We start from the raw sequence: 19,877 nt of genomic DNA, 5'->3' as shown, positions 1-19,877 counted from the left end.
ATCAGCGCAATGCCGAACCGAGCGATTGCGCTCTGTCGAGATGCGAGCGCAGGGTGGGCAGCGTCTTGCTCGCCCAGGCCCGCAGCTCGGGGTCGCGAAGTTCGCGGCTGGCACGCTCGAAGAGCGCGATGTCCGCCTGGTGGTCTTCGATGCCCACGAGCCGGATGTACATGCGGTCGAATTCGCTGCCCGAGGCCGATGCAAGGCGGTCCAGCTTCGTGCGCTTGTCGCGCGGGAGCACGCCGGGCAACCGCATGCCGCGGGCGCGCACCAGGTCCATGAGCTCGTTGTTGGCCAGCGTGTGATGGTCGACGAGCATCTGCGCATAGCTTCGAACCTGCGGGCTCGCGGCGCGGTACATGGCCAGGCGCGAAGCCTGCACCTCGTAACGTCCGTTGCCTGCCGCCGCGGTCACGAACTGAGGGTCTTGAAGGCCGCCCGGGCGCACCGTGCCCGGGGTGGCGGCTGGGTCTTGCGGAGCCGCACATCCGCCGGCGAGCGCCGCCAGGCCAGCAAGCAGCAGGGCGCGCGGGAGGGTATCGAGCTTTTTCATGGTTTTCCTTGCAGCCCGGCGACGGCGGGTCCTTCGCCTCGGCGAGGCGGGCTCAATCTAAGTCCCGCACAGGGCGCGCCGTGTCGGACGCTGGCTGCATCTGCAGCCGTCAACCCCTTGCGATCCGGCGTCCGCCAACGTCGCTTGCCGGCCATTGGACCCGGAGGCCACCGCTTTCTTCTCGCAGCCGCAACTCATCAATTCCAGCCTGTGTACAGTGACATCCCGTGAAATTTTTCACATGAAGTAAGCAGTGCCGAAATCGGCATTGCGATGGATCGGCAGTGCTAGGGGCAACCATGGAGCTCATTCCTCAAGGACGCTACATTCACAAAGGATGGGAGATTGCCTTCTTCTCTGAAAAGACGATGAGCGGGGGGCGCCGTTCCGGCGTGGCCCAGGTACGCAAGGAAGGCGAGTTTCGGTGTTCGCTGCTCTCCACGGGAATTTTCGAGAGCCGGGACGACCTGTTCGAAGGCCTCAAGGCGCGGGGCATCCGGTGGATCGACGAGCAGGAAGCCAGGGGAGGCGTTGTCGCCGATCGCGAAGGATCCTGCTCATGAGCAAGGACCTTGGTTCGGCGCCGCGGCCGTTGACGCCCGAAGTCCTGCGGCACCGTTTCGCGCAAAGACCGGCAGTGCTTCTTGTGCCGGGATGGGACGACGACCAGCACGAGCAGTACGACCGCATAGGCGATGCGCTCCACGAGCAGGGATGGCTCACGCGCCGCATCGATTTTCCGGGCGACCGAAGCCACGGTGCCGCGCGCAAGAAGATGAGCCGCGACCAGAACCTCGAAGAGCTCGTTGCCGCCTACGACAGCCTGGTGGCGCAGCAGGCTGTCGAAAGGAGGGCGGTGGCCTTCGTCGGGTTCAGCTATGGCGGCTATCTCGGCACGCTCTTGAGCGCGCAAAGGCCGCTGCAGTGGATGGCGCTGCGCTCACCTGCACTGTATCGCGACGAGGACTGGCTCGTCCCGAAGGAAGCGCTGGACAAGGACCAGCTCGACCGCTACCGCCGCAGCATCCGGAGCCCGAATGAAAACGCGGCGCTTGCGGCATGCGAGGCCTTCCGGGGCGACGTTCTGCTGATCGAATCCGAAGACGACGACACCGTGCCTCATCCCGCGGTCAAGAGCTACAAGGCGTCGTTCAGCAACACGCGGTCCTTCGACTACCGCCTTCTCGAAGGTGCCGACCACGAACTCTCGAGCAACGCCGCGCAGGGCCGGTTCATCGAAGAACTGTTGCGCTGGATGGACCGGGTCACCGGCGGCGCAGCCGCCGCGGTGGACGACAACGCTCGCGGCGCTGCGTGAGCTTGCACTTCGCTGCAAGGCCTCCGTTCCGTTTGAAGTCGTCCGTCAGGGCTCGTGGCGCTTCAGAAAGCCCGGCGCGTTCTCGCCCTTGCCGGGCTGTGCTTCGTCGTCGGCCATGTCGGTCGACTCTTCCGGCCTCGTCGATTCATCCAGCTCGAGGTCGTTCGCGCGCACCTCGGCCTCGAGCGGCAACTCGCCCGGCGTGAGGGGCGAGGGGTCCGCCGGTGGGGCGGGCTCTTGCTTGCGTTTCATGACTGCTGCTCCTGTTGTTCGCCAATGGCCATCTTCCTGCGGCCGACAGCAGGGGCAGTGGGACGGAAAGAGCAGGCGGTGCAGGACGATTTCCCCTGCCCGCCTGGTTCCGCCAGACCGCTTTTGACGGCAGGTCTTACTTGCCGCGCCCGGCCGGTGCGCGGCCGCGGGTCTCGGCCCTGGGCACGCGGGTTGCCTCGTTCCCTCTGCATGCGGAGTACATCGACATGACCAAACCCTTCACCGTTGACGACCTCTACCTCCATCAGAAGGTCCTGGACCTTCACTGCGCGCCGGGGCTCGAGCTCGCGGCCTGCGCGGTGTCGTCGGTCGATCGCGAGAACGACAGCTACATCTCGTGCATCTGGACCTTTGCACTGGATGGCTCGGCCGCCTTGCAGCTCACGCGCGGCCCGGGGCGCGACGAGTCGCCGCGCTGGTCGCCGGACGGCACGCGGCTCGCATTCCTGTCGAACCGCGGCGGTTCGCCGCAGGTTCATCTGATACGGCGCGACGGCGGCGAGGCGTGGCAGCTCGGCGCGTTTCCGCAGAGCGTGTCGAACCTGCGGTGGGCGCCGGATGGCAGGTCGCTGGTGGTCGCAGCCGCGGTGAAGACCGATCCGGACCTGCGCGGCGCGCGCGCCCACGGCAAACCGCCCGAAACGCGCAAATGCATGCCCGAGCTGGCATGGCGGCTTCCCTACAAGGAAGACGGCGTGGGTTATCTGCTGCGGCGCGAGTTCCACCTGTTCCGCCTCGATGCCGCCACGGGCCGGCACACCCAGTTGACGGACGGCGCTTTCGACGTGCTCGCCTTCGATGTGTCGCCGGACGGGCGGCGCATCGCCTTTGCACGCACGCGCGAAGGGCGCTTTGCGCATTGCAACGATCTCTGGGTGTGCGACGCGGACGGCCGCAACGCGCGGCGCCTGACGCATGAACACGCCATCGTGATGCAGCCTTGCTGGTCGCCCGACGGGCGCCACATTGCCTTCACCGGTGCGCGCGAAGAAGGCGATGCCGAGCCCCGGCTGTGGGTCGCCGAAGCGGCCTCGGGAAAGGTGCGCGCGCTCTGCGAGGACACGGTGGACGTGGCCGACCCGGGTTCGGTTCAATGGACCTCCGACGGCAGCTGCCTGGTGTTCACGCGGGCGCATCGCGGGCGGCACCAGATCGTCGCGCTTGACGTGGCGCGCGAATCGCTGCGGGTGCTCGCCGGCGGGGACCGGCAGCTGGGTGTCTTCGGCTGCACGGAGCGGCATTTCGTCTACAGCGTGGACCATCCTTCGCTGCCCAGCGAGCTATGGACGCAGCCGCGCGGCGAAGAAGAAAGCGGCATCGGCGAGCCAGGCCGGGAGCGCCAGCTGAGCCGCTTGAATCCCTGGTGGAGCGACCGTCCGGGCATCGAGGCGCGCGCGATGGAGTTCGAGGTGCCTGACGGCCGCGGCGGCACAGAACGCATCGAGGGCTGGCTGCTTCGCGCGCACGGCAGCACGCAGCCTCAGCCGCTGCTGAACGACGTGCACGGCGGGCCCGCGAGCTACGCGTTGCTCGACTTCGACACCAACGTGTTCTGGCAGGTGCTGTGCGCCAGGGGTTGGGCGGTGCTGGCGCTGAACGCGGTGGGCTCGGCCAGCTATGGCCGCGAATTCTGTCGGCGGCTCGCGGGGCACTGGGGCACGCACGACTTGCCGCAGCACCTCGCGGCGATAAGGCAGTTGCGCGCCGACGGCGTGTCGGACGGGCGGGTGGCCATCTCGGGCAAGTCGTACGGCGGCTACCTGAGCGGCTTTGCCACGGGCAACTCCGATGCGTTCGCCGCCGCGGTGGTGATGGCGCCTGTCGGCAATATCGAGACTCACTACGGCACGTCGGACGGCGGCTACTACGCCGACCCGTTCTACATGGGGAGCTCGCCGGTGTTCGACCGCAAGCGCGCCAGCAGGCTGTCCCCGCTGCAGCACATCGAAAAATCGGCGACCCCCACGCTTTTCATGCAAGGCAAGGACGACGAACGCTGCCCCAAGTGCCAATCGGAAGAGCTGTTCGTGTCTCTTGCGCGTGCCGGCGATACGCCGACGGAACTGGTGCTCTATCCGGGCGAGACGCACGGCTTCCTGGGCAGCGGTGCGCCCTCGTGCCGGGAAGATGCGGCAAAGCGGATCATCGAATGGGTCGTTCGCTTCACCGAGCCTTTCGACGCGCCGCCGCTCGACCAGGAGAGGGCGGAAGAGCCGGAGGGAGAGAGCCTTCGATGAGAGTTTTTCTGGCGGAAGACGATGCCGCCATGCGCGAGCATCTCGGACAGGTCTTGCGAGCGATCCCGCGGATGGAGATCGTGTTCGCCGCGGCCACCGAAGAAGAAGCCATCGGCTGGCTCGACGCGCATCCGAAGGATTGGGACCTGGCGCTGATCGACCTTTTTCTGGAGCGCGGCAACGGCTTCAACATCTTGCGGCGCTGCGCCGTGCGTTCTTCGCAACAGCGCGTCGTCTTGATGTCGAACTATGCGCGCGACCCTGTACGGGAACGCGCCGCCGAAACAGGCGCCGATGCGTTCTTCGACAAGACCACCGAGATCACTCCTCTCATCGACTTTTGTATTGAAGCGAGCCGATCGCTGCACCCGGACGCGGGGCGGAAAGAGGCGCACAGGAGGTAACGCGGAGCCGGATTCAACCTACAGCAGCGTGGCGCGCATGCCGAGTCCGGAGCGAGCTCGGGCCTGCAACATGGAAATCCTTTTTCAAGGAGTCCACGCATGTTCTCCCACAACAAGCGACTGCAATACACCGTGCGCGTCAGCGAGACCAATCCCGGTCTTGCCAACCTCATGCTCGAACAGTTCGGCGGTCCGCAAGGCGAGCTCGCCGCGGCCTGCCGCTATTTCACGCAGGCCGTCGGCGAGGACGACCCGGGCCGCAAGGACATGCTGTTCGACATCGCCACGGAAGAGTTGAGCCATCTGGAAGTCATCGGCACCATCGTCGCGATGCTCAACAAGGGCGCGAAGGGGCGTCTCGCCGAAGGGGTGGACACCGAGGCGGAAGCCTTTCGCACCATCACCGGTGCGGGCAACGACAGCCACGTGACGCAGGTGCTCTACGGCGGCGGCCCCGCGCTGGTCAACTCGGCCGGCGTGCCCTGGACGGCGGCGTACATCGACACCATCGGCGAGCCCACGGCCGACTTGCGTTCCAACATCGCGGCCGAGGCGCGCGCCAAGATCGTCTACGAACGATTGATCAACCTGACCGACGATCCGGGCGTGAAGGAAGCGCTGGGTTTTCTGATGACGCGCGAGATCGCACACCAGAAGTCGTTCGAGAAGGCGCTCTACGCCATCCAGCCCAACTTCCCGCCGGGCAAGCTGCCGGGCATGCCTGAATTCACGAAGGTCTACTTCGACATGTCCAAGGGCGGCGAGGTGCGCGGGCCCTGGAACCAAGGCGAAAAATGGGACTTCGTCAGCGAGCCGGAGCAGCAGATGGCGGTGGACGGTGGCTCCGGCGAGCCCACGGTGCAGCTCACGGCCGAAGACCAGGCCGCGGTGGAGGCGATGGCCGTCAGGACATCTTCCGACCCGGCAAGCAACCCGCCGACGGGCGCCGAACTGGGCATGTCGGACGACGCGATCCTCGACGAACTGGCCACGGAGCTGGGCAAGCCGAAGGGATAGCCCGAAGGCCCGTAAACGCGCCGCAGAGCCATTGTCATCGTGCAGCCTCGACACGAAACCCTGGCCGATGCCGTTGTTGTCGGCGGCGGTCCGGCCGGACTCATGGCGGCCATTTATCTGGCCCGCTTCCGCCGCTCGGTGAGGCTGATCGATGCGGGCCAAAGCCGCATCGAGAAGATTCCGCGCTCGCACAACTATCCGGGCTTTGCCGACGGCATCTCGGGCGCGCAGGTGCGCGACATGCTGCGGGTCCAACTGCACAACTACCCGGTCCGCGTGCTTGAAACCTTCGTCGAACGCGCGGAGCGCGCGCCCGATGCTTTTCGGCTGGAGAGCCAGGAAGGTCCGATCGCCGGCAAGCGGCTGCTGCTCGCCACCGGCGTGACGGACATTCCACCCGCCATGCCGCATGTGCGCGCCGCGCTGGACGCCGGCGTGCTGCGCTATTGCCCGGTGTGCGATGCCTACGAAGTCATCGGCAAGACCGTCGGTGTGTACGCGGACGGCCGCGCCGGTGTGGCGGAAGCGATCTACCTGCGGCACTTCAGTGCCGACATCATGCTGTTCATGGCGCAAGGGGGGCCGGGGCTCGCTCCCGAAGAGCGCCGCCGCCTGGCCGACGCCGGCATTCGCTGGAACGATGCACCGGTGGAGGCCATACGCCGGCATGGCGAACGCATCGAGCTCATGCATGCAGGGGCGCGCACGCTGTGCGACACGCTCTATTGCGCGCTGGGCCTGACCGTGCACTCGCAGCTTGCCCAGGCTCTCGGCGCTTCGGTGGACGAAACGGGTTACGTCGAGATCGATGCCCACCACGCGACGAACGTGCCGGGCCTGTATGCGGCGGGCGATGTGTCTTCCGGGCTCAACCAGATTGCGGTGGCGATGGGCGGTGCGGCCATTGCGGCTTCGGCCATCCACCGCGAGCTCGGCCCCGACTGGTCCCGGCGAACCGGGGCTTGATTCGATGTGGGCGCCGTCCGACGAGTCCTGTGGCTCTCTGCTTGCGCGGCGCACCCGCCCGGCGCAGATGCTGGCGCCGTATTCAAGAAGGAGCAACCGATGCTGGCAATGAACTACCGCGGCCCCTACAGGGTTCGCGCGGTGCACAAGCCCGAACCCGAGATCGAGCATCCCGGCGATGCCGTCGTGCGCGTGACGCGCTCGTGCATCTGCGGCTCCGACCTGCACCTGTACCACGGCCTGGTGCCCGACACGCGCATCGGCACGACCTTCGGCCACGAGTTCACGGGCGTGGTCGAGTCGGTCGGCTCGGCGGTGGAGCATCTGAAACCGGGCGACCACGTGCTGGTGCCTTTCAACATCTTCTGCGGCAGCTGCTACTTCTGCCAGAAGGAGCTCTACGGCAACTGCCACTCGACCAACCCCGAGGCGACCGCGGTGGGCGGCATCTTCGGCTACTCGCACACGGCGGGCGGCTACGACGGCGGACAGGCGGAATACGTGCGCGTGCCCATGGCCGACGTGGGGCCGACGGTCATCCCACCCGACATGGACCTGGACGATGCCGTGCTGCTGACCGACGCATTGCCCACCGGCTACCAGGCCGCCGAGATGGGCGGCATCCGCGAGGGCGATACGGTGGTGATCTTCGGCGCAGGCCCGGTCGGCATCTTCGCGGCCAAGTCGGCCTGGCTGCTCGGCGCGGGCCGCGTGATCGTGGTGGACCACGTCGACTACAGGCTGGAGTTCGTGCGCTCCTACGCGCAGTGCGAGGTCATCGACTTCAAGCAGGTGGGCGACATGGCGATCCACATCAAGAAGATGACCGACGGCCTCGGCGCCGACGTCTGCATCGATTGCGTGGGCTGCGAGGCGGCGGGCAACTTCGCGCAGACCCTGCTGGGCGTCAAGCTCAAGCTGCAGGGCGGCGCGGCCACGGTGCTGCACTGGTGCATCAACTCGGTTCGCAAGGGCGGAACCGTGTCGATCGTGGGTGTTTATGGCCCCACCTTCAATGCCGTGCCCATCGGCAATGCGGTCAACAAGGGGCTCACGCTGCGCATGAACCAGGCCAGCGTGAAGCGGCATTTGCCGCGCCTCATCGAACACATCCAGGCCGGGCGCATCGAACCGCGCCGCGTGATCACGCATCGCATCGACCTGCGCGATGTGGCGGACGCGTATCACATCTTCTCGAGCAAGCTCGACAACTGCATCAAGACGGTGCTGGTGCCGCCGGGCATGGTGCACGAAACCACGACCGCGGGCGCAAGCCACTGATTGACGGGAGCGCACCAATGAACATGTCAGATCCTTCGAACACCCGTTCGCCGTCGCCCAGCCATGCACACATCGTCGGCTGGGGCGCCGACCTCGACCCCGCCATGCGGCCTGCCTATCCCAAGGAGCGCACGCCGCCGCGCCTGCCCCACGCGGTGGAGCCGCCCGAGCAGCAGCACTCGCATGTCGAGCTGCTTCATTCGACCGAACGCCCCGGCATCACGCCCATCTTCGGCACCACGCTGCCGCCCTCCGGGCTGAGCGGCCGTTTGCGCCGCATGGCGTTCCGGCATTCGGAGAACGACCTGCGGCACTGGCTCGTGCTGCTGCTGGCAGACCGGGTGCAAATGGGCGAGGGCCTAATCGACGACCTGTCGCGCGGCCATGTGCCGAACCTGTATGCCGAAATGGGCGGCCGCGCCGAACTCCGGCACAACCCGATGGGCGCGGCGCGCAAGGCGGCCATCGGCATTGGGGCGGTGGCGCTGCTGGCCATGGTGCTCAAGCGCCGGGGGCGGTCTCGTCGCCTGCGCGGATGAGCCGGCGCAGCCTGCCGACATCCAAGGTTCTCCCGCAAGGAGCTCCCGAAGCTCGGCATGGCCGAGCCCGGACCGGCGCCGCAGCCGCAGCCGCAGCCGACCGGGTGCTTCACGAAGTGTTCGGCCATCGCCAGCTGCGGCCCGGGCAGCGCCGCGTGATCGACAGGGTGGTGGCCGGCGAATCGACGCTCGCCGTCATGCCCACGGGCGCCGGAAAATCGCTCTGCTATCAGGTGCCCGCGGTTCTGGCGCCCGGGCAGACCGTGGTGGTCTCGCCGTTGATCGCGCTGATGAAAGACCAATGCGAGAAGCTGAACGCGAACGGCGTGCGTGCCGTGCAGCTGAACAGCCAGTGCACCGCCGAGGAGATCGACGCCGCAGAGAAGGCCATTGCCGACGGCACTGCGCGCGTGGTCTTCAGCACGCCGGAACGATTGGCCGATGCCGCCTTCCTGAAGCTGCTGCAGCAACGGCCCACGTCCTTGCTCGTCGTCGACGAGGCGCATTGCATCTCGCAGTGGGGACATGATTTCCGGCCCGCGTTCCTGGAGATCGGCGCGGCAGTGCGCGCCCTGCGCCATCCGGTGGTGCTGGCGCTCACGGCCACCGCAAACGACGAAGTGGCCGAAGAGATCATGGAAAAGCTCGGCATTCCGCGCGCCGGCCTGATCGACACCGGTGCGTACCGGCCCAACCTGCACTACGCGGTCGAGCCCGCGCTGAGAGAGGAAGACAAGCTGCGGCGCGCACTCGCGCTGGTGGCGGGCCTCGAAGGCAGTGGCATCGTCTACACCGCGACCGTGAAAGCGGCCGAGGCGCTCTTTGCCGAACTGGCGGACGCCGGCGAGTCCGTCGGCCTGTACCACGGCAAGCTGCGCGCGAGCGAGCGGCACGCCGCGCAAGACGCATTCATGACCGGAAAGCTCCGCGTGATGGTGGCCACCAATGCATTCGGCATGGGCATCGACAAACCCGACATCCGCTTTGTGCTGCACTACCAGATGCCCTCGAGCCTCGATGCCTATTACCAGGAGTCAGGACGCGCCGGCCGCGATGGCGAGCGTGCCGATTGCGTGTTGCTCTACCTGCGGCGCGACAAGGCCGTGCAGCAATTTTTTCTGGCCGGCTGGCTGCCCGAGGCGGCCGAACTGCGTGCGCTGCAGCAGGTGCTGTCCACCGCGCCTCCCGCGGCACAGGGCTGGTCGGCGGCAGAGATTCAGCAGCGCGCACGCCTGCCGCGCGGCAAGCTCCGCCTGTTGCTGAGCCTGCTGCGGCAAGAGGGCCTGCTGGAGCGCGACGGCGAGGGATTGCTGCGCTGGGGAAAGAAGAGGCCGGCCCTCGGAGACGCCGAACTCGACGCGCTGCTGATCGGCCACCGCGAAAAACGCGAACAGGAGCGCGAGGCGTTGGAGCGCATGACCTTCTATGCGACCACCGGCATGTGCCGATGGCAGGTGCTCCTTTCGGGACTGGGAAGCGATGAGCTCACGCAACGCTGCGGTGCGTGCGACAACTGCGTGCGCCTCGCGAGGCACGAGCGGGAACAGGCCGCGCAAGCTGAGGTTGAAACCGAAGAAGAGCAGGGCGCTTCGCCGCACGCTCCTCTCTTTGCGCGAGGCGAATCCGTGCGCGTTCCACGCTATGGCGCAGGAAGCGTGACGAGTGCCGACGCGGTCTCCGTCACCATCGAATTCGCCGACGGCAGCCAGCGTTGTTTTCAGCCCGAGTTCGTGACCCCCGTGCCCGCGCGGAGGGCCAGGCGAGCAGCGCAGCGTCTGGTAACAGCGCGTTTGCCCCAGCAGTGAAAATCCAGGAATGCATCAAGCCAGCAAAGCCCGTATTTCCTTTCTCTCTTTCAGCAGGTTCGCACCTTTGGCTGCTTCCGTGGCCATTGCCGCGCTGCTGTCGGGCTGTGCGTCCGCTCCGCCCTCGCCGGGTTCATCGGGCTCACAAGGGTCGAAACCGCCGGGTTCGGCAGCGAGTGCCCGGCCTGCCGCGCCGGCCGCACCGGGGACCGCGGGCTCGGACGATGCGGCCGTCGAACAGCGGTTCGCCAAGTGGGTTGCAGACTTCCGCACCAGCGCGCGCGCCGAAGGCATCAGCGATGCGACGCTGCGAAGTGCGCTCGACGCGGTCCGGTACCTGCCGCGCGTGATCGAACTCGACCGTGCCCAGCCCGAATTCACGCGCACCGTCTGGGACTATCTCGACAACGCGGTCACGCCCCAGCGCGTGGCGACGGGGCAGGACAAGCTCTTGCAGGTTCGCACCGAAGCCGAAGCGGCCGCGGCGCGCTACGGCGTGCCGCCGGCCGTCGTGGTCGCCATCTGGGGCATGGAAAGCAACTACGGCGGCAACTACGGCAATACCCCGGTCATCGATGCCTTGGCCACGCTCGGCTTTGAAGGCCGCCGCGAAGAGTGGGCGCGCCGCGAGTTGATCGCGGCCTTGAAGATTCTCGACAGCGGCGACATCGCGCGCGATCGGATGATCGGCTCGTGGGCGGGGGCCATGGGCCAGACGCAGTTCCTGCCTTCCAACTTTCTGGCCTACGCAGTGGATGCGGACGGCGACGGGCGGCGCGACATCTGGGGCAGCATGCCCGATGTGGTGGCCTCGACCGCCAACTTTCTCTCGCGATCCGGCTGGCAGGCCGGTGTGCCCTGGGGCGTGGAAGTGCGGTTGCCGCCGGGCTTCGACTACGGGCGTGCCGATACGTCGGTGCGCCAATCGTCCGCGCAATGGGCGGCCGAGGGGCTGCGCGCCATCGACGACAAGCCGTTGCCGGAGTTTGCCGAGAGCACGATCCTGCTGCCCGCGGGCGCTCGCGGACCGGCCTTTTTGATCGGCCCGAACTTTCGTGCCGTGCTGCGCTACAACAACTCCACCAACTACGCACTCGCGGTCGGTCTTCTTGCGCAGCGCCTGGCCGGCGGGCCCGGCGTGCAGGCGGCGTGGCCGCGGGATCAGCCCGCCCTCACGCGCAGCCAGATGGTCGAGCTGCAAACCGCGCTCAACCAGCGCGGCTTTGCGACCGGCGCTGCCGACGGCGTCATGGGGCCTGCCACGCGCGAGGGGCTGCGCCGCTATCAACGCAGCGTCGGGGTGCCTGCGGATGGCTACCCCAGCGCCGAGTTGTTGCAGCGCTTGCAGCAGCCTTAACCTGGCTCACGTCGATTCATGGTGTGTAGCCACGCCCGTTAAACTGGCGCCGGGTGCGAAGCCGTGTTCGGTGGCTTCGCAGGTTCATGCGCTGGTCGGGCCGCCGCGCGGATCAATCACGCCAACATGCAAGAACCCACCATCCAGTACATTGCCGCGGCCCTCTTCGCCGTCGCACTCGTCCACACCTTTGCCGCCAAGCAGTTCGAGCGGCTGTCCCACCGCTTCCCGCGCCATGCCGGCCTGTTCCACCTGCTGGGCGAGGTCGAAGTCGTCTTCGGCTTCTGGGCCATCGTGCTCGTGCTGGCGATGGCCCTGGTGGTCGGTGGTGGTCCTGCGCTCGGCTACGCGGAGTCGCGCAACTACACCGAACCGCTCTTCGTCTTCGTCGTGATGGTGGTGGCTGCGTCACGGCCCGTGCTGCGCACTGTCATGTCGGGCGTGAACCTTGTCGCGCGGGTGCTGCCGCTGCCCACGCCCATGGCATCGGCCTGGCTCGGGCTGGCGGCCGTGCCGCTGCTGGGCTCGCTCATCACCGAGCCCGCGGCCATGACCATTGCGGCGCTGATGCTCGCGCCGCAGATCTTCAGGCCTCAGGTGCCCGAGGCGGTGAAGTACGTGGCGCTGGGTGTGCTGTTCGTCAACGTGTCCATCGGCGGCACTCTCACGTCCTATGCTGCGCCGCCGGTGCTGATGGTGGCCTCGACCTGGCAGTGGGACAGCGCCTTCATGCTCGCGACCTTCGGCTGGAAGGCCGCCATCGCCGTGCTCGTCAACGCGACCGGGGCCACCTTCGTGTTGCGCAAGCACCTGGTCGCCGCGCCATCCGCGGATGCTGCGCCGCCGGAAGCACCCGTGCCGCCGACCGTCGCGCTTGTGCACCTGGTGCTGCTCGCCGGTATCGTGCTGTTCGCTCACCATCCGGTGGCCTTTCTCGGGCTGTTCCTGATGTTTCTCGGGTTCACGCAGGCCTACGAACGCCACCAGAGCCCGTTGATCATCAAGGAAGCGCTGCTCGTCGGTTTCTTCCTGGCCGGGCTGGTGGTGCTCGGCGGCATGCAGCAGTGGTGGCTGGAGTCGGTGGTTTCGAGCCTGGCGCCGCTGGCCTTGTTCTTCGGTGCACTGGGCCTCACGGCCATTACCGACAACGCGGCGCTCACCTACCTCGGGTCGCTGATCGCGAACATCTCGGACGAGTCGAAATACATGCTCGTTGCCGGCGCGGTGGCCGGCGGCGGCCTGACGGTGATTGCCAACGCGCCGAATCCCGCGGGCGTGGCGCTGCTGAAGCGCGGGTTCTCGGACGAGACGATCGGTGCCGGCGGGCTGCTGCTGGGCGCGCTGGTGCCTACGGCCGTGGCGGCCGCGGCGTTCATGCTCTTGTAGTGGCCGCCCCGCCCCGCCCCGCCGCGCAGCGCGTCATCGGCAGCGATGCCGATCGCGCGGCAAATGCACATGAAGGAGACCGGAACATGTTCATGCGCTTTCGCACCGGCCTTGCCGCAGGCGCGATGCTCGTTGTCTTGGCGATGGCGGGTTGCACCTCTCAAGGCAGTGGCGCTTCCAGGCACGCCAGGGCGGAGCCGCCGCCGACCGATTGCCGCGCCTGGGTGGGCCTCGATCGCAACCACGAGCTGCCCGGCTATCGCCTGCCGCAAGCCGATGGTCAGACCGTGTGCGTACCGCTCGGCGTCACGGCCCATCGTCCGCCCGCCGGGTATGCCGGCGACTACTACGTCGACGAGTTCACCGATGCGCGCCTGAAGGAGCGCTGGCGCACCTGCAAGGCAGATGCCGCGTGCTTCGCGCGCATCGACGCGCAGATGCAGCGTTGGCTGCCGCCGAACAAGGCACGTTCGACGCGCTCCACCGGCGTGGTCGATCCTTCGGGAAAGATCGATCCGGACGGTACGGTGGACCTGCGGCAGATCCGCCGCCCGGCTTTCTTTGCGAAGGCGCCCTATGCGGAGGCCATTGCGCGAGCTGACGCCAGGACCACCATCGTCGAGTTCACCGTGCCGCGCGACACCTTCGAGCGCATCGAGTTGAAGATGACCGATCCGGTCAAGCTGCGCGGCTGGTACATCGAGGGCCGCGGCGTCGACGACGGCAAGGGCGGCACGACGCGCGCGCTGGTGGTCATGGCACCGGGCGGCGGCGGGCAGATCACGGCGATCCAGCATCCCGACGAAAAGGCCTACCGCATCGATCCCGGCACGGGCAGGACGGTCGATGTCAGGTTTCCGAATGCCACGACAGAAACCATGGGGCAACGCTGGTGGCGCGAGAACCTCGATGCGCTGAACCAGGCGGGCTTCGACGTGCTGGCCTACGACCGGCGAGGCGAGGGCATCTCGGGCGGGTTCAGCGACACGAACACGCTGGAGCAGGGCGAAGACGTCTTTCGCGTGCTGGCACAGTTCGACACCGGCGACGGCATGCTGCTTCTCACGCCCGACGGGCGCGTGCTCGCGGGCGGCGAGGCGGCCGGCAAGCTGCTGGGCGGCATGAAGTCGACCCGCATTCCCATCCTGCTGGGCGGCTATTCGCGCGGCTCGATGTCCATGGCCTGGGCCATGTCCAAGAATTTTTCCGGCGCATGCAGCGACGACATGCCGGTGCCCGAATGCTCGCCGCCCAAGGGGCTTGCGAACATCAAGGGCGCGATTCTGCTGGCATCGTTCGCGAGCGGCGCGGGCTACCTGCCGGCATCGCCCGACCTCGCCGACCGCAACCTGTTTCTCGGTGGCATGGCGGCGGACCACCACATTCTTTTCTATCCCAACTCGGCGCCGCTTGCGGGCATGCACACCTGGCCGGCGGCATTTTTCGGCAAGGGTCTGTGGGACCGCGCGGAAACGCCGGAAGGCACTGTGGCCGCGTACGACCGCATCCGCGGCGCGCGCGAAATTGTGGTGGCCCGCGCGCCCCATTCGATCGAGACCTGGCCGGAAAGCGACAGGCTGTACCTGCGCGAGCGGATGGTGGCCTTTGCCAAGGTTGCGACAGCCGGCGGCACCATCGTGCCGGGGGCCAAGCCCTGGTCCAACCTCAAGGAACTGGTTGGGACCACCCCCGACTCGTGGGAGCCTTCGTCCAGGCCCAAGGCTGCTGAGGCGGTTCGCGCCTTGCCTTGACTTTGTTTCCATGATGTTGGATATTTCTCCAACATCATGGAAAATCAACCGCCCAGTCTGAACGAACGCATCGCGCAGCGCGTGCGAGACCTGCGTGCCGACCGCGGCCTTTCTCTCGAAGCGCTGGCGACGCATTGCGGCGTCAGCCGCTCGATGATCTCGCTCATCGAGCGCGGCGAAAGCAGCCCGACGGCGGTGCTGCTCGAAAAGTTGGCCACCGGCCTCGGTGTTCCGCTGGCCTCGCTGTTCGAGGCACCCCAGGCCGTAGCCGGCCCGGTGTCCCGCCTGGCCGACCAGCCGCAATGGCGCGATCCGCATTCCGGCTATGTGCGCCGCAACGTGTCGCCCGCCGGCACCGCGTCGCCGATCCACATCGTCGAAGTGCTGTTTCCGCCCAAGGCCCGCGTGGCCTACGAAAGCGCCGCGCGGGAACCGCAGGTGCACCAGCAGGTGTGGGTGCTCGAAGGAACCATCGAAGCCACGCTCGGCGATGAACGCCACCGGCTCGACGCGGGCGACTGCCTGGCGCTGGTGCTCGACCGGCCCATGAGCTACTACAACCCCACCCGCAAGATCGCGCGCTATGCCGTCGTGATCGCAACCTCGCCCTCTTCGTGGAGATGAATGACATGACGACCGACACCACCACCCCCGCGCCGCGCATTCGCCTTCTCGGCCGCGTGGACGACACACAGCTTCGGCAGTTGGCCGACGTGCTCATCGATTGCGTGGAGGGCGGCGCATCGGTCAGCTTCATGTGGCCGTTGACCCGCGAGCGTGCACTGGCGTTCTGGCACCGCGTGGCCGAAGGCGCGGCCCGCGGAGAGCGCGCGCTGCTGGTGGCCGAAGACGCGCAAGGCATCGTCGGAACCGTGCAGCTCGTGCTCGAGCAACCCGAGAACCAGCCGCATCGCGCCGAAGTGTCGAAGATGCTCGTGCATCGGCGGGGCAGGCGCCAAGGCATCGGTGCGTTGCTGATGCAGGCCGCCGAGCAGCTCGCGCGCGAACGGGGCAAGTCCCTGCTCGTGCTCGATACATCGAGCGCCGAAGCCGAGCGGCTTTATGCGCGCGTTGGCTGGACGCGCGTCGGCGTGATTCCGGGCTATGCCCTGCTGCCCGGCGGCGAACCATGCGACACCACTTATTTCTATCGGGCGCTGGCTTAGCGCCCGGTTCGGTGCGCGGGACGCAGCGCGGCCTGTCATCATTCGCGCCTGCATGACCCAAGAAAAGACTCTTCCCATCGATCTGTTGAATCGCGCCCGGCAGGTACTGGCGGGGGCCGACGGCACGCTCTCGGGCGCCGCGGCCACACCCGAGGCCGGCTGCGTGATGTTCATCGTGTGGGGCGACGGCGCGAGCCGCGCGCGCATGGCGGTGGGGCGCGGGGCCACTGCAGAAGAGGCTTGGCAAAGGGCCTGCGATACCGCGCTTGCACTCGTCGAGCGCATCGGCCTGCAACCCGTCCGCGTGCGCGTGGAACTCGCCGACATGGTCGAGCCCATGACCTGGGGCGCACTGAAGGAACGCCTGTCGCGCACCAAGCGCAACTACTTCAACCAGGGCGTCTCCTTCGACGCGAAGTTCGAGGTGGCGCTGCTCGCGCCGGAGATCAACGGCAGCGCCATCTTCTACAGCGGCACTGTGGAACACGCGGAGCCGAACCCGGGCAACCTGCGCCTGCACGGGCAGAGACGCTTCGGAACCGACATCGACTTTCCTTCGGACGATGCCGCGCCGGTGTGGTGCTTCACGACCCGCGGCGTTTACGTGGACGCCGAGGGCGCATGGCCGCTGACGGCCAAAGGCCAGGCGGCGGGCTATCGAACGCTGCCCGAATGGAACGCCAGCCAGGTGCGCCAACTGGTGGACACCGCGAGCGACTATCTCGCGGGGCAGATCAAGCCGACGGGCGAGTTTCATTACGGCTGGTTCCCGTGCTTCGACCGCGCGATTCCGACCTACAACACGCTGCGCCACGCCAGCTCGACCTATGCGCTGCTCGAGGCCTGGGAGCTGACCCGCAGCGACATGCAGAAAGCGGCCATCGACCGTTCGCTGGCCTTCCTGAAGAACCGGCTCATTCGCGAGGTCGACCTGCCCGACGGCTCCCGTGCCGCCTACCTGCTGGACGTCGGCGACGAGATCAAGCTCGGCGGCAATGCGGTGTGCCTGCTGGCCTTCGTCAAGTACACCGAGCTCACGGGCGATGCGCAGTACCAGCCGCTGATGGAGCAACTCGCGCTCGGCATTCGGGCCATGCAAGACCCCGAGAGCGGGCGCTTCGTTCACGTGCTCAACTACCCCCGGCTCGACGTGAAGGATGCGTTCCGCATCATCTACTACGACGGGGAAGCGGCCTTCGGCCTGATGCGGCTCTATGGGCTCACGCGCGATCCGCGCTGGCTCGCCGTCGTCGAAAAAGCCTTCGAGCATTTCATCGCCGCGGAGCATTGGCGCGCGCACGACCATTGGCTGAGCTATTGCGTCAACGAGCTCACGCGCTATCGCCCCGAAACGCGCTACTACCAGTTCGGCCTGCAGAACGTGGCCGACTACCTGGACTTCGTGCTGCAGCGCATCACCACCTTTCCCACGCTGCTCGAACTGATGATGGCCGCGCGCGAAATGGTGGTGCGCCTCGACGCCGACCCGGCGCTGCGCCCGCTGCTCGAGGGGCTAGACCGCGACAAGTTCGACCGTGCGCTCGAGCATCGCGCGCGCTACCTGGCCAATGGCTATTTCTGGCCCGAGCTTGCGATGTTTTTCCGGAACCCCGACCGCATTGCGGGTTCGTTCTTTATCAAGCACCACAGCTTTCGCGTTCGCATCGACGACGTGGAGCACTATCTTTCGGGCCTCGTCGCCTATTGGAAGCACCTTCGATGAACAGCAGCATTACCTCCCGCGAATTCGGCCGCATGCCCGATGGGCGCGCCGTGGCCGAATACACCCTCGACAACGGCCGGGGCCTCCGCCTCAGCGCCATCAACCTCGGCGGCATCGTCACGGCGCTGCACGTGCCCGATCGCCAGGGGCAAAGCGGCAATGTCGTGCTCGGCCTGCCCACGCTCGCGGACTACCTGCGGCCGCATCCGCACTTCGGCACCATCGTCGGGCGTTATGCCAACCGCATCGCGGGCGGCCGCTTCATGCTCGACGGCGTTGCGCATCAGCTCTCGGTGAACAACGGCGCCAACTCTCTGCACGGCGGTCACAAGGGCTTCGGCACGCGCTTCTGGCAGATCGAGCCGGTGCCGGCAAACAGCGCGGTGGGCGAAGTGGCCATCGAACTGCGCTACACGAGCGCGGACGGCGAAGAAGGCTTCCCCGGCGAGGCGCAAGTGACCGTGCGCTACGTGCTCAGCACCACCGAAAACGCCTGGCGCATCGACTACCGCGCCGTGACCGACCAACCCACGGTGGTGAACCTGAGCCACCACGACTACTTCAACCTCGCGGGCAGCGGCGCGGTTCTTGATCATCGCTTGACGATTCCGGCCAGCCGCTTCAGCCCCGTGGATGCAGGCCTGATTCCACTCGGCCTCGCTCCGGTGGCCGGAACGCCGTTCGACTTTCGCGTGCCCGCGCTGATCGGCGAGCGCATCGGCGAGCCGCACGAGCAGCTGCAGGTGGCCGGCGGCTACGACCACAACTGGGTGCTCGACCGCGAGCCGGCCGGCATGGCCCTGGCGGCGCGCCTCGAGCACGAGCCCTCAGGACGCGTGATGGACGTGCTGACGACCGAACCGGCGGTGCAGTTCTACTCGGGCAACTTTCTCGACGGCAGCATTCGCGGCCGCGATGGGGAAAGCTTTCTGCAAGGTGCCGGGCTGTGCCTGGAAACGCAGCACTACCCCGATTCGCCGAACCAGCCGGACTTTCCTTCGACGGTGCTCCGGCCTGGAGACGTGTTCAGCAGCAGCACGCTGCACCGCTTCGGCATTCTTTGAGCCCGGGCCTAGGCCTTGACCGCTGCGGCCCCGAACTCCGCAGCGAGCAAGCCGGGGCTTCCGATGCGAACCGAGAACAACCCGCCGGCCAGCGGCTCCGCTTCGATCTGTTCGGCCGTGAGCCCGCTGCGCGCGGTGGTGATGTAGAGCGTGCACAGGTCGCCGCCGCCGAAGGCGCAGTCGGTGACGTTGCTCGCGGGCAGCGCGATGCGGGCCAGCTCGGCGCCGCTGACCGGGTCGTGGCAGCTCACGCAGTGCCCGCCCCAGCGCGCAATCCACAGGCGGCCGGCCGCGTCGGTCGTCATGCCGTCGGGCAGGCCGTCGCCTTTCGCAAAACGAAGCCACACCCGCTTGTTGCTCACGGTGCCGGCTTCGCTGTCGAAGTCGTAGGCATAGACGCAGCCTTCGACGGTGGCGTTGAAGTACATGGTGCGTTCGTCGAGCGACCACGTCGGCCCGTTGGTGACCGCAAAGCCGTCGTCATGGCGCGTGCAGCGGCTGTCGGCATCGAATCGATAGAGCGCACCGGTCCGCGCCGCGCAATCGAAGTCCATGGTGCCGCCCCAGAAGCGACCCTTGCTGTCGCACTTGCCGTCGTTGAAGCGGTTGCCGGGGCGGTCGGTTTCGGGCTGGTGCAGGTAGCGCGGCGGCGCGTCGACAGCGGGGTCGAAGAACGCGAAGCCGCGGCGCATCGTGACGATCAGCCCCGGCGCGCCCGCGCGCTCGGCCAGCGCAGTGATCTCTTCGTCGAACTGCCAGCTTTGGCGCGCACCGCTTTGCGGGTCGTAACGGTACAGGCGGCATTCGAGGATGTCGATCCAGTAGAGCACCTGTTCGCGCGGCGACCACAGCGTGCCTTCGCCGAGCGTGGCGCCCGCGGGCCACAGGCATTCGGGCTCGCCGAGGATCGATGGCGCACCGAGGTGCGCGGGCCGGGATGTGCTGCCGTTCTGGGTCATTTGTTTTGCGCCTTCGTTGTCTCGGGACCTTGACGCGGTGGATCGTATCAAGGCATATTGATAATAGAAACCAATCTT

At 67.2% G+C, this 19,877-nt stretch carries 19 protein-coding genes; 16 read left to right on the top strand and 3 right to left on the bottom strand.

Annotated features, from left to right (window positions below):
• Nucleotide 1: 1 nt before the first annotated feature.
• The gene (locus QFZ42_RS20105; protein WP_307702655.1) at nt 2-553 is read right to left on the bottom strand and encodes a DUF4142 domain-containing protein; all 552 of its coding nucleotides are present in this window, start codon (nt 551-553) and stop codon (nt 2-4) included.
• A gap of 299 nt (nt 554-852) precedes the next feature.
• On the opposite strand from QFZ42_RS20105, the gene QFZ42_RS20100 reads away from it, so the two are divergent.
• Both QFZ42_RS20100 and QFZ42_RS20095 read left to right on the top strand, forming a co-directional pair.
• The gene (locus tag QFZ42_RS20100; RefSeq protein WP_307702654.1) at nt 853-1,116 is read left to right on the top strand and encodes a hypothetical protein; all 264 of its coding nucleotides are present in this window, start codon (nt 853-855) and stop codon (nt 1,114-1,116) included.
• The gene (locus QFZ42_RS20095; protein WP_307702653.1) at nt 1,113-1,871 is read left to right on the top strand and encodes an alpha/beta hydrolase family protein; all 759 of its coding nucleotides are present in this window, start codon (nt 1,113-1,115) and stop codon (nt 1,869-1,871) included. The genes QFZ42_RS20100 and QFZ42_RS20095 overlap by 4 nt, the downstream gene beginning before the upstream one ends.
• A 45-nt stretch (nt 1,872-1,916) precedes the next feature.
• Here QFZ42_RS20095 and QFZ42_RS20090 read toward each other — a convergent pair whose 3' ends face one another.
• Complete coding sequence (locus tag QFZ42_RS20090) at nt 1,917-2,123, bottom strand: hypothetical protein (protein ID WP_307702652.1); 207 nt, start codon at nt 2,121-2,123, stop codon at nt 1,917-1,919.
• 227 nt (nt 2,124-2,350) lie between these two features.
• On the opposite strand from QFZ42_RS20090, the gene QFZ42_RS20085 reads away from it, so the two are divergent.
• The 14 genes from QFZ42_RS20085 (at nt 2,351) to QFZ42_RS20020 (ending at nt 18,840) form a co-directional block, all read left to right on the top strand.
• Entirely contained in the window at nt 2,351-4,381 is a 2,031-nt protein-coding gene (locus QFZ42_RS20085; protein WP_307702651.1) for a S9 family peptidase, read from the top strand.
• Nucleotides 4,378-4,785, top strand: coding sequence for a response regulator (locus QFZ42_RS20080; RefSeq protein ID WP_307702650.1), 408 nt, complete (start codon nt 4,378-4,380; stop codon nt 4,783-4,785). Before QFZ42_RS20085 ends, QFZ42_RS20080 begins: the two co-directional genes overlap by 4 nt.
• Nucleotides 4,786-4,884: 99 nt before the next feature.
• Entirely contained in the window at nt 4,885-5,802 is a 918-nt protein-coding gene (locus QFZ42_RS20075) for a manganese catalase family protein (protein ID WP_307702649.1), read from the top strand.
• A gap of 39 nt (nt 5,803-5,841) precedes the next feature.
• Complete coding sequence (locus QFZ42_RS20070; protein WP_307702648.1) at nt 5,842-6,768, top strand: NAD(P)/FAD-dependent oxidoreductase; 927 nt, start codon at nt 5,842-5,844, stop codon at nt 6,766-6,768.
• A 99-nt stretch (nt 6,769-6,867) separates the two neighbouring features.
• Nucleotides 6,868-8,049, top strand: a complete 1,182-nt coding sequence (locus QFZ42_RS20065; RefSeq protein ID WP_307702647.1) for a zinc-dependent alcohol dehydrogenase — start codon at nt 6,868-6,870, stop codon at nt 8,047-8,049.
• Nucleotides 8,050-8,066: 17 nt separating this feature from the next.
• Complete coding sequence (locus tag QFZ42_RS20060; RefSeq protein ID WP_307702646.1) at nt 8,067-8,588, top strand: hypothetical protein; 522 nt, start codon at nt 8,067-8,069, stop codon at nt 8,586-8,588.
• 104 nt (nt 8,589-8,692) lie between these two features.
• Nucleotides 8,693-10,393, top strand: a complete 1,701-nt coding sequence (locus QFZ42_RS20055; RefSeq protein ID WP_307702645.1) for a RecQ family ATP-dependent DNA helicase — start codon at nt 8,693-8,695, stop codon at nt 10,391-10,393.
• Between the two features lie 10 nt (nt 10,394-10,403).
• Nucleotides 10,404-11,750, top strand: coding sequence for a lytic murein transglycosylase (locus tag QFZ42_RS20050; RefSeq protein ID WP_373423353.1), 1,347 nt, complete (start codon nt 10,404-10,406; stop codon nt 11,748-11,750).
• Between the two features lie 126 nt (nt 11,751-11,876).
• The gene (locus tag QFZ42_RS20045) at nt 11,877-13,136 is read left to right on the top strand and encodes a putative Na+/H+ antiporter (RefSeq protein ID WP_307702643.1); all 1,260 of its coding nucleotides are present in this window, start codon (nt 11,877-11,879) and stop codon (nt 13,134-13,136) included.
• 86 nt (nt 13,137-13,222) lie between these two features.
• Nucleotides 13,223-14,887, top strand: coding sequence for a hypothetical protein (locus QFZ42_RS20040; RefSeq protein ID WP_307702642.1), 1,665 nt, complete (start codon nt 13,223-13,225; stop codon nt 14,885-14,887).
• Between the two features lie 36 nt (nt 14,888-14,923).
• The gene (locus QFZ42_RS20035; RefSeq protein ID WP_307702641.1) at nt 14,924-15,511 is read left to right on the top strand and encodes a helix-turn-helix domain-containing protein; all 588 of its coding nucleotides are present in this window, start codon (nt 14,924-14,926) and stop codon (nt 15,509-15,511) included.
• Nucleotides 15,512-15,516: 5 nt separating this feature from the next.
• Nucleotides 15,517-16,053, top strand: a complete 537-nt coding sequence (locus QFZ42_RS20030; RefSeq protein WP_307702640.1) for a GNAT family N-acetyltransferase — start codon at nt 15,517-15,519, stop codon at nt 16,051-16,053.
• Between the two features lie 52 nt (nt 16,054-16,105).
• Nucleotides 16,106-17,776, top strand: coding sequence for a Mur ligase (locus QFZ42_RS20025; protein ID WP_307702639.1), 1,671 nt, complete (start codon nt 16,106-16,108; stop codon nt 17,774-17,776).
• Nucleotides 17,773-18,840 (top strand): aldose epimerase family protein, encoded by a 1,068-nt coding sequence (locus tag QFZ42_RS20020; protein WP_307702638.1) that lies wholly within the window; start codon nt 17,773-17,775, stop codon nt 18,838-18,840. Before QFZ42_RS20025 ends, QFZ42_RS20020 begins: the two co-directional genes overlap by 4 nt.
• Nucleotides 18,841-18,848: 8 nt before the next feature.
• Here the strand turns inward: QFZ42_RS20020 and QFZ42_RS20015 are convergent, their stop codons facing one another.
• Nucleotides 18,849-19,799, bottom strand: coding sequence for an SMP-30/gluconolactonase/LRE family protein (locus QFZ42_RS20015; RefSeq protein ID WP_307702637.1), 951 nt, complete (start codon nt 19,797-19,799; stop codon nt 18,849-18,851).
• Between the last annotated feature and the right edge of the window lie 78 nt (nt 19,800-19,877).

Origin of the sequence: Variovorax paradoxus, assembly GCF_030815855.1 — a bacterium.
Classification (GTDB): Bacteria; Pseudomonadota; Gammaproteobacteria; order Burkholderiales; family Burkholderiaceae_C; genus Variovorax; species Variovorax paradoxus_M.
This window is presented reverse-complemented; position numbering and strand designations above follow the sequence as displayed.

Coding starts and splice junctions, on each gene's coding strand:
- QFZ42_RS20060 (WP_307702646.1), top strand. CDS start 8,067: ATGAACATGTCAGATCCTTCGAACACCCGTTCGCCGTCGCCCAGCCAT.
- QFZ42_RS20030 (WP_307702640.1), top strand. CDS start 15,517: ATGACGACCGACACCACCACCCCCGCGCCGCGCATTCGCCTTCTCGGC.
- QFZ42_RS20035 (WP_307702641.1), top strand. CDS start 14,924: ATGGAAAATCAACCGCCCAGTCTGAACGAACGCATCGCGCAGCGCGTG.
- QFZ42_RS20095 (WP_307702653.1), top strand. CDS start 1,113: ATGAGCAAGGACCTTGGTTCGGCGCCGCGGCCGTTGACGCCCGAAGTC.
- QFZ42_RS20085 (WP_307702651.1), top strand. CDS start 2,351: ATGACCAAACCCTTCACCGTTGACGACCTCTACCTCCATCAGAAGGTC.
- QFZ42_RS20090 (WP_307702652.1), bottom strand. CDS start 2,123: ATGAAACGCAAGCAAGAGCCCGCCCCACCGGCGGACCCCTCGCCCCTC.
- QFZ42_RS20065 (WP_307702647.1), top strand. CDS start 6,868: ATGCTGGCAATGAACTACCGCGGCCCCTACAGGGTTCGCGCGGTGCAC.
- QFZ42_RS20040 (WP_307702642.1), top strand. CDS start 13,223: ATGTTCATGCGCTTTCGCACCGGCCTTGCCGCAGGCGCGATGCTCGTT.
- QFZ42_RS20105 (WP_307702655.1), bottom strand. CDS start 553: ATGAAAAAGCTCGATACCCTCCCGCGCGCCCTGCTGCTTGCTGGCCTG.
- QFZ42_RS20075 (WP_307702649.1), top strand. CDS start 4,885: ATGTTCTCCCACAACAAGCGACTGCAATACACCGTGCGCGTCAGCGAG.
- QFZ42_RS20080 (WP_307702650.1), top strand. CDS start 4,378: ATGAGAGTTTTTCTGGCGGAAGACGATGCCGCCATGCGCGAGCATCTC.
- QFZ42_RS20100 (WP_307702654.1), top strand. CDS start 853: ATGGAGCTCATTCCTCAAGGACGCTACATTCACAAAGGATGGGAGATT.
- QFZ42_RS20015 (WP_307702637.1), bottom strand. CDS start 19,799: ATGACCCAGAACGGCAGCACATCCCGGCCCGCGCACCTCGGTGCGCCA.
- QFZ42_RS20020 (WP_307702638.1), top strand. CDS start 17,773: ATGAACAGCAGCATTACCTCCCGCGAATTCGGCCGCATGCCCGATGGG.
- QFZ42_RS20025 (WP_307702639.1), top strand. CDS start 16,106: ATGACCCAAGAAAAGACTCTTCCCATCGATCTGTTGAATCGCGCCCGG.
- QFZ42_RS20050 (WP_373423353.1), top strand. CDS start 10,404: ATGCATCAAGCCAGCAAAGCCCGTATTTCCTTTCTCTCTTTCAGCAGG.
- QFZ42_RS20045 (WP_307702643.1), top strand. CDS start 11,877: ATGCAAGAACCCACCATCCAGTACATTGCCGCGGCCCTCTTCGCCGTC.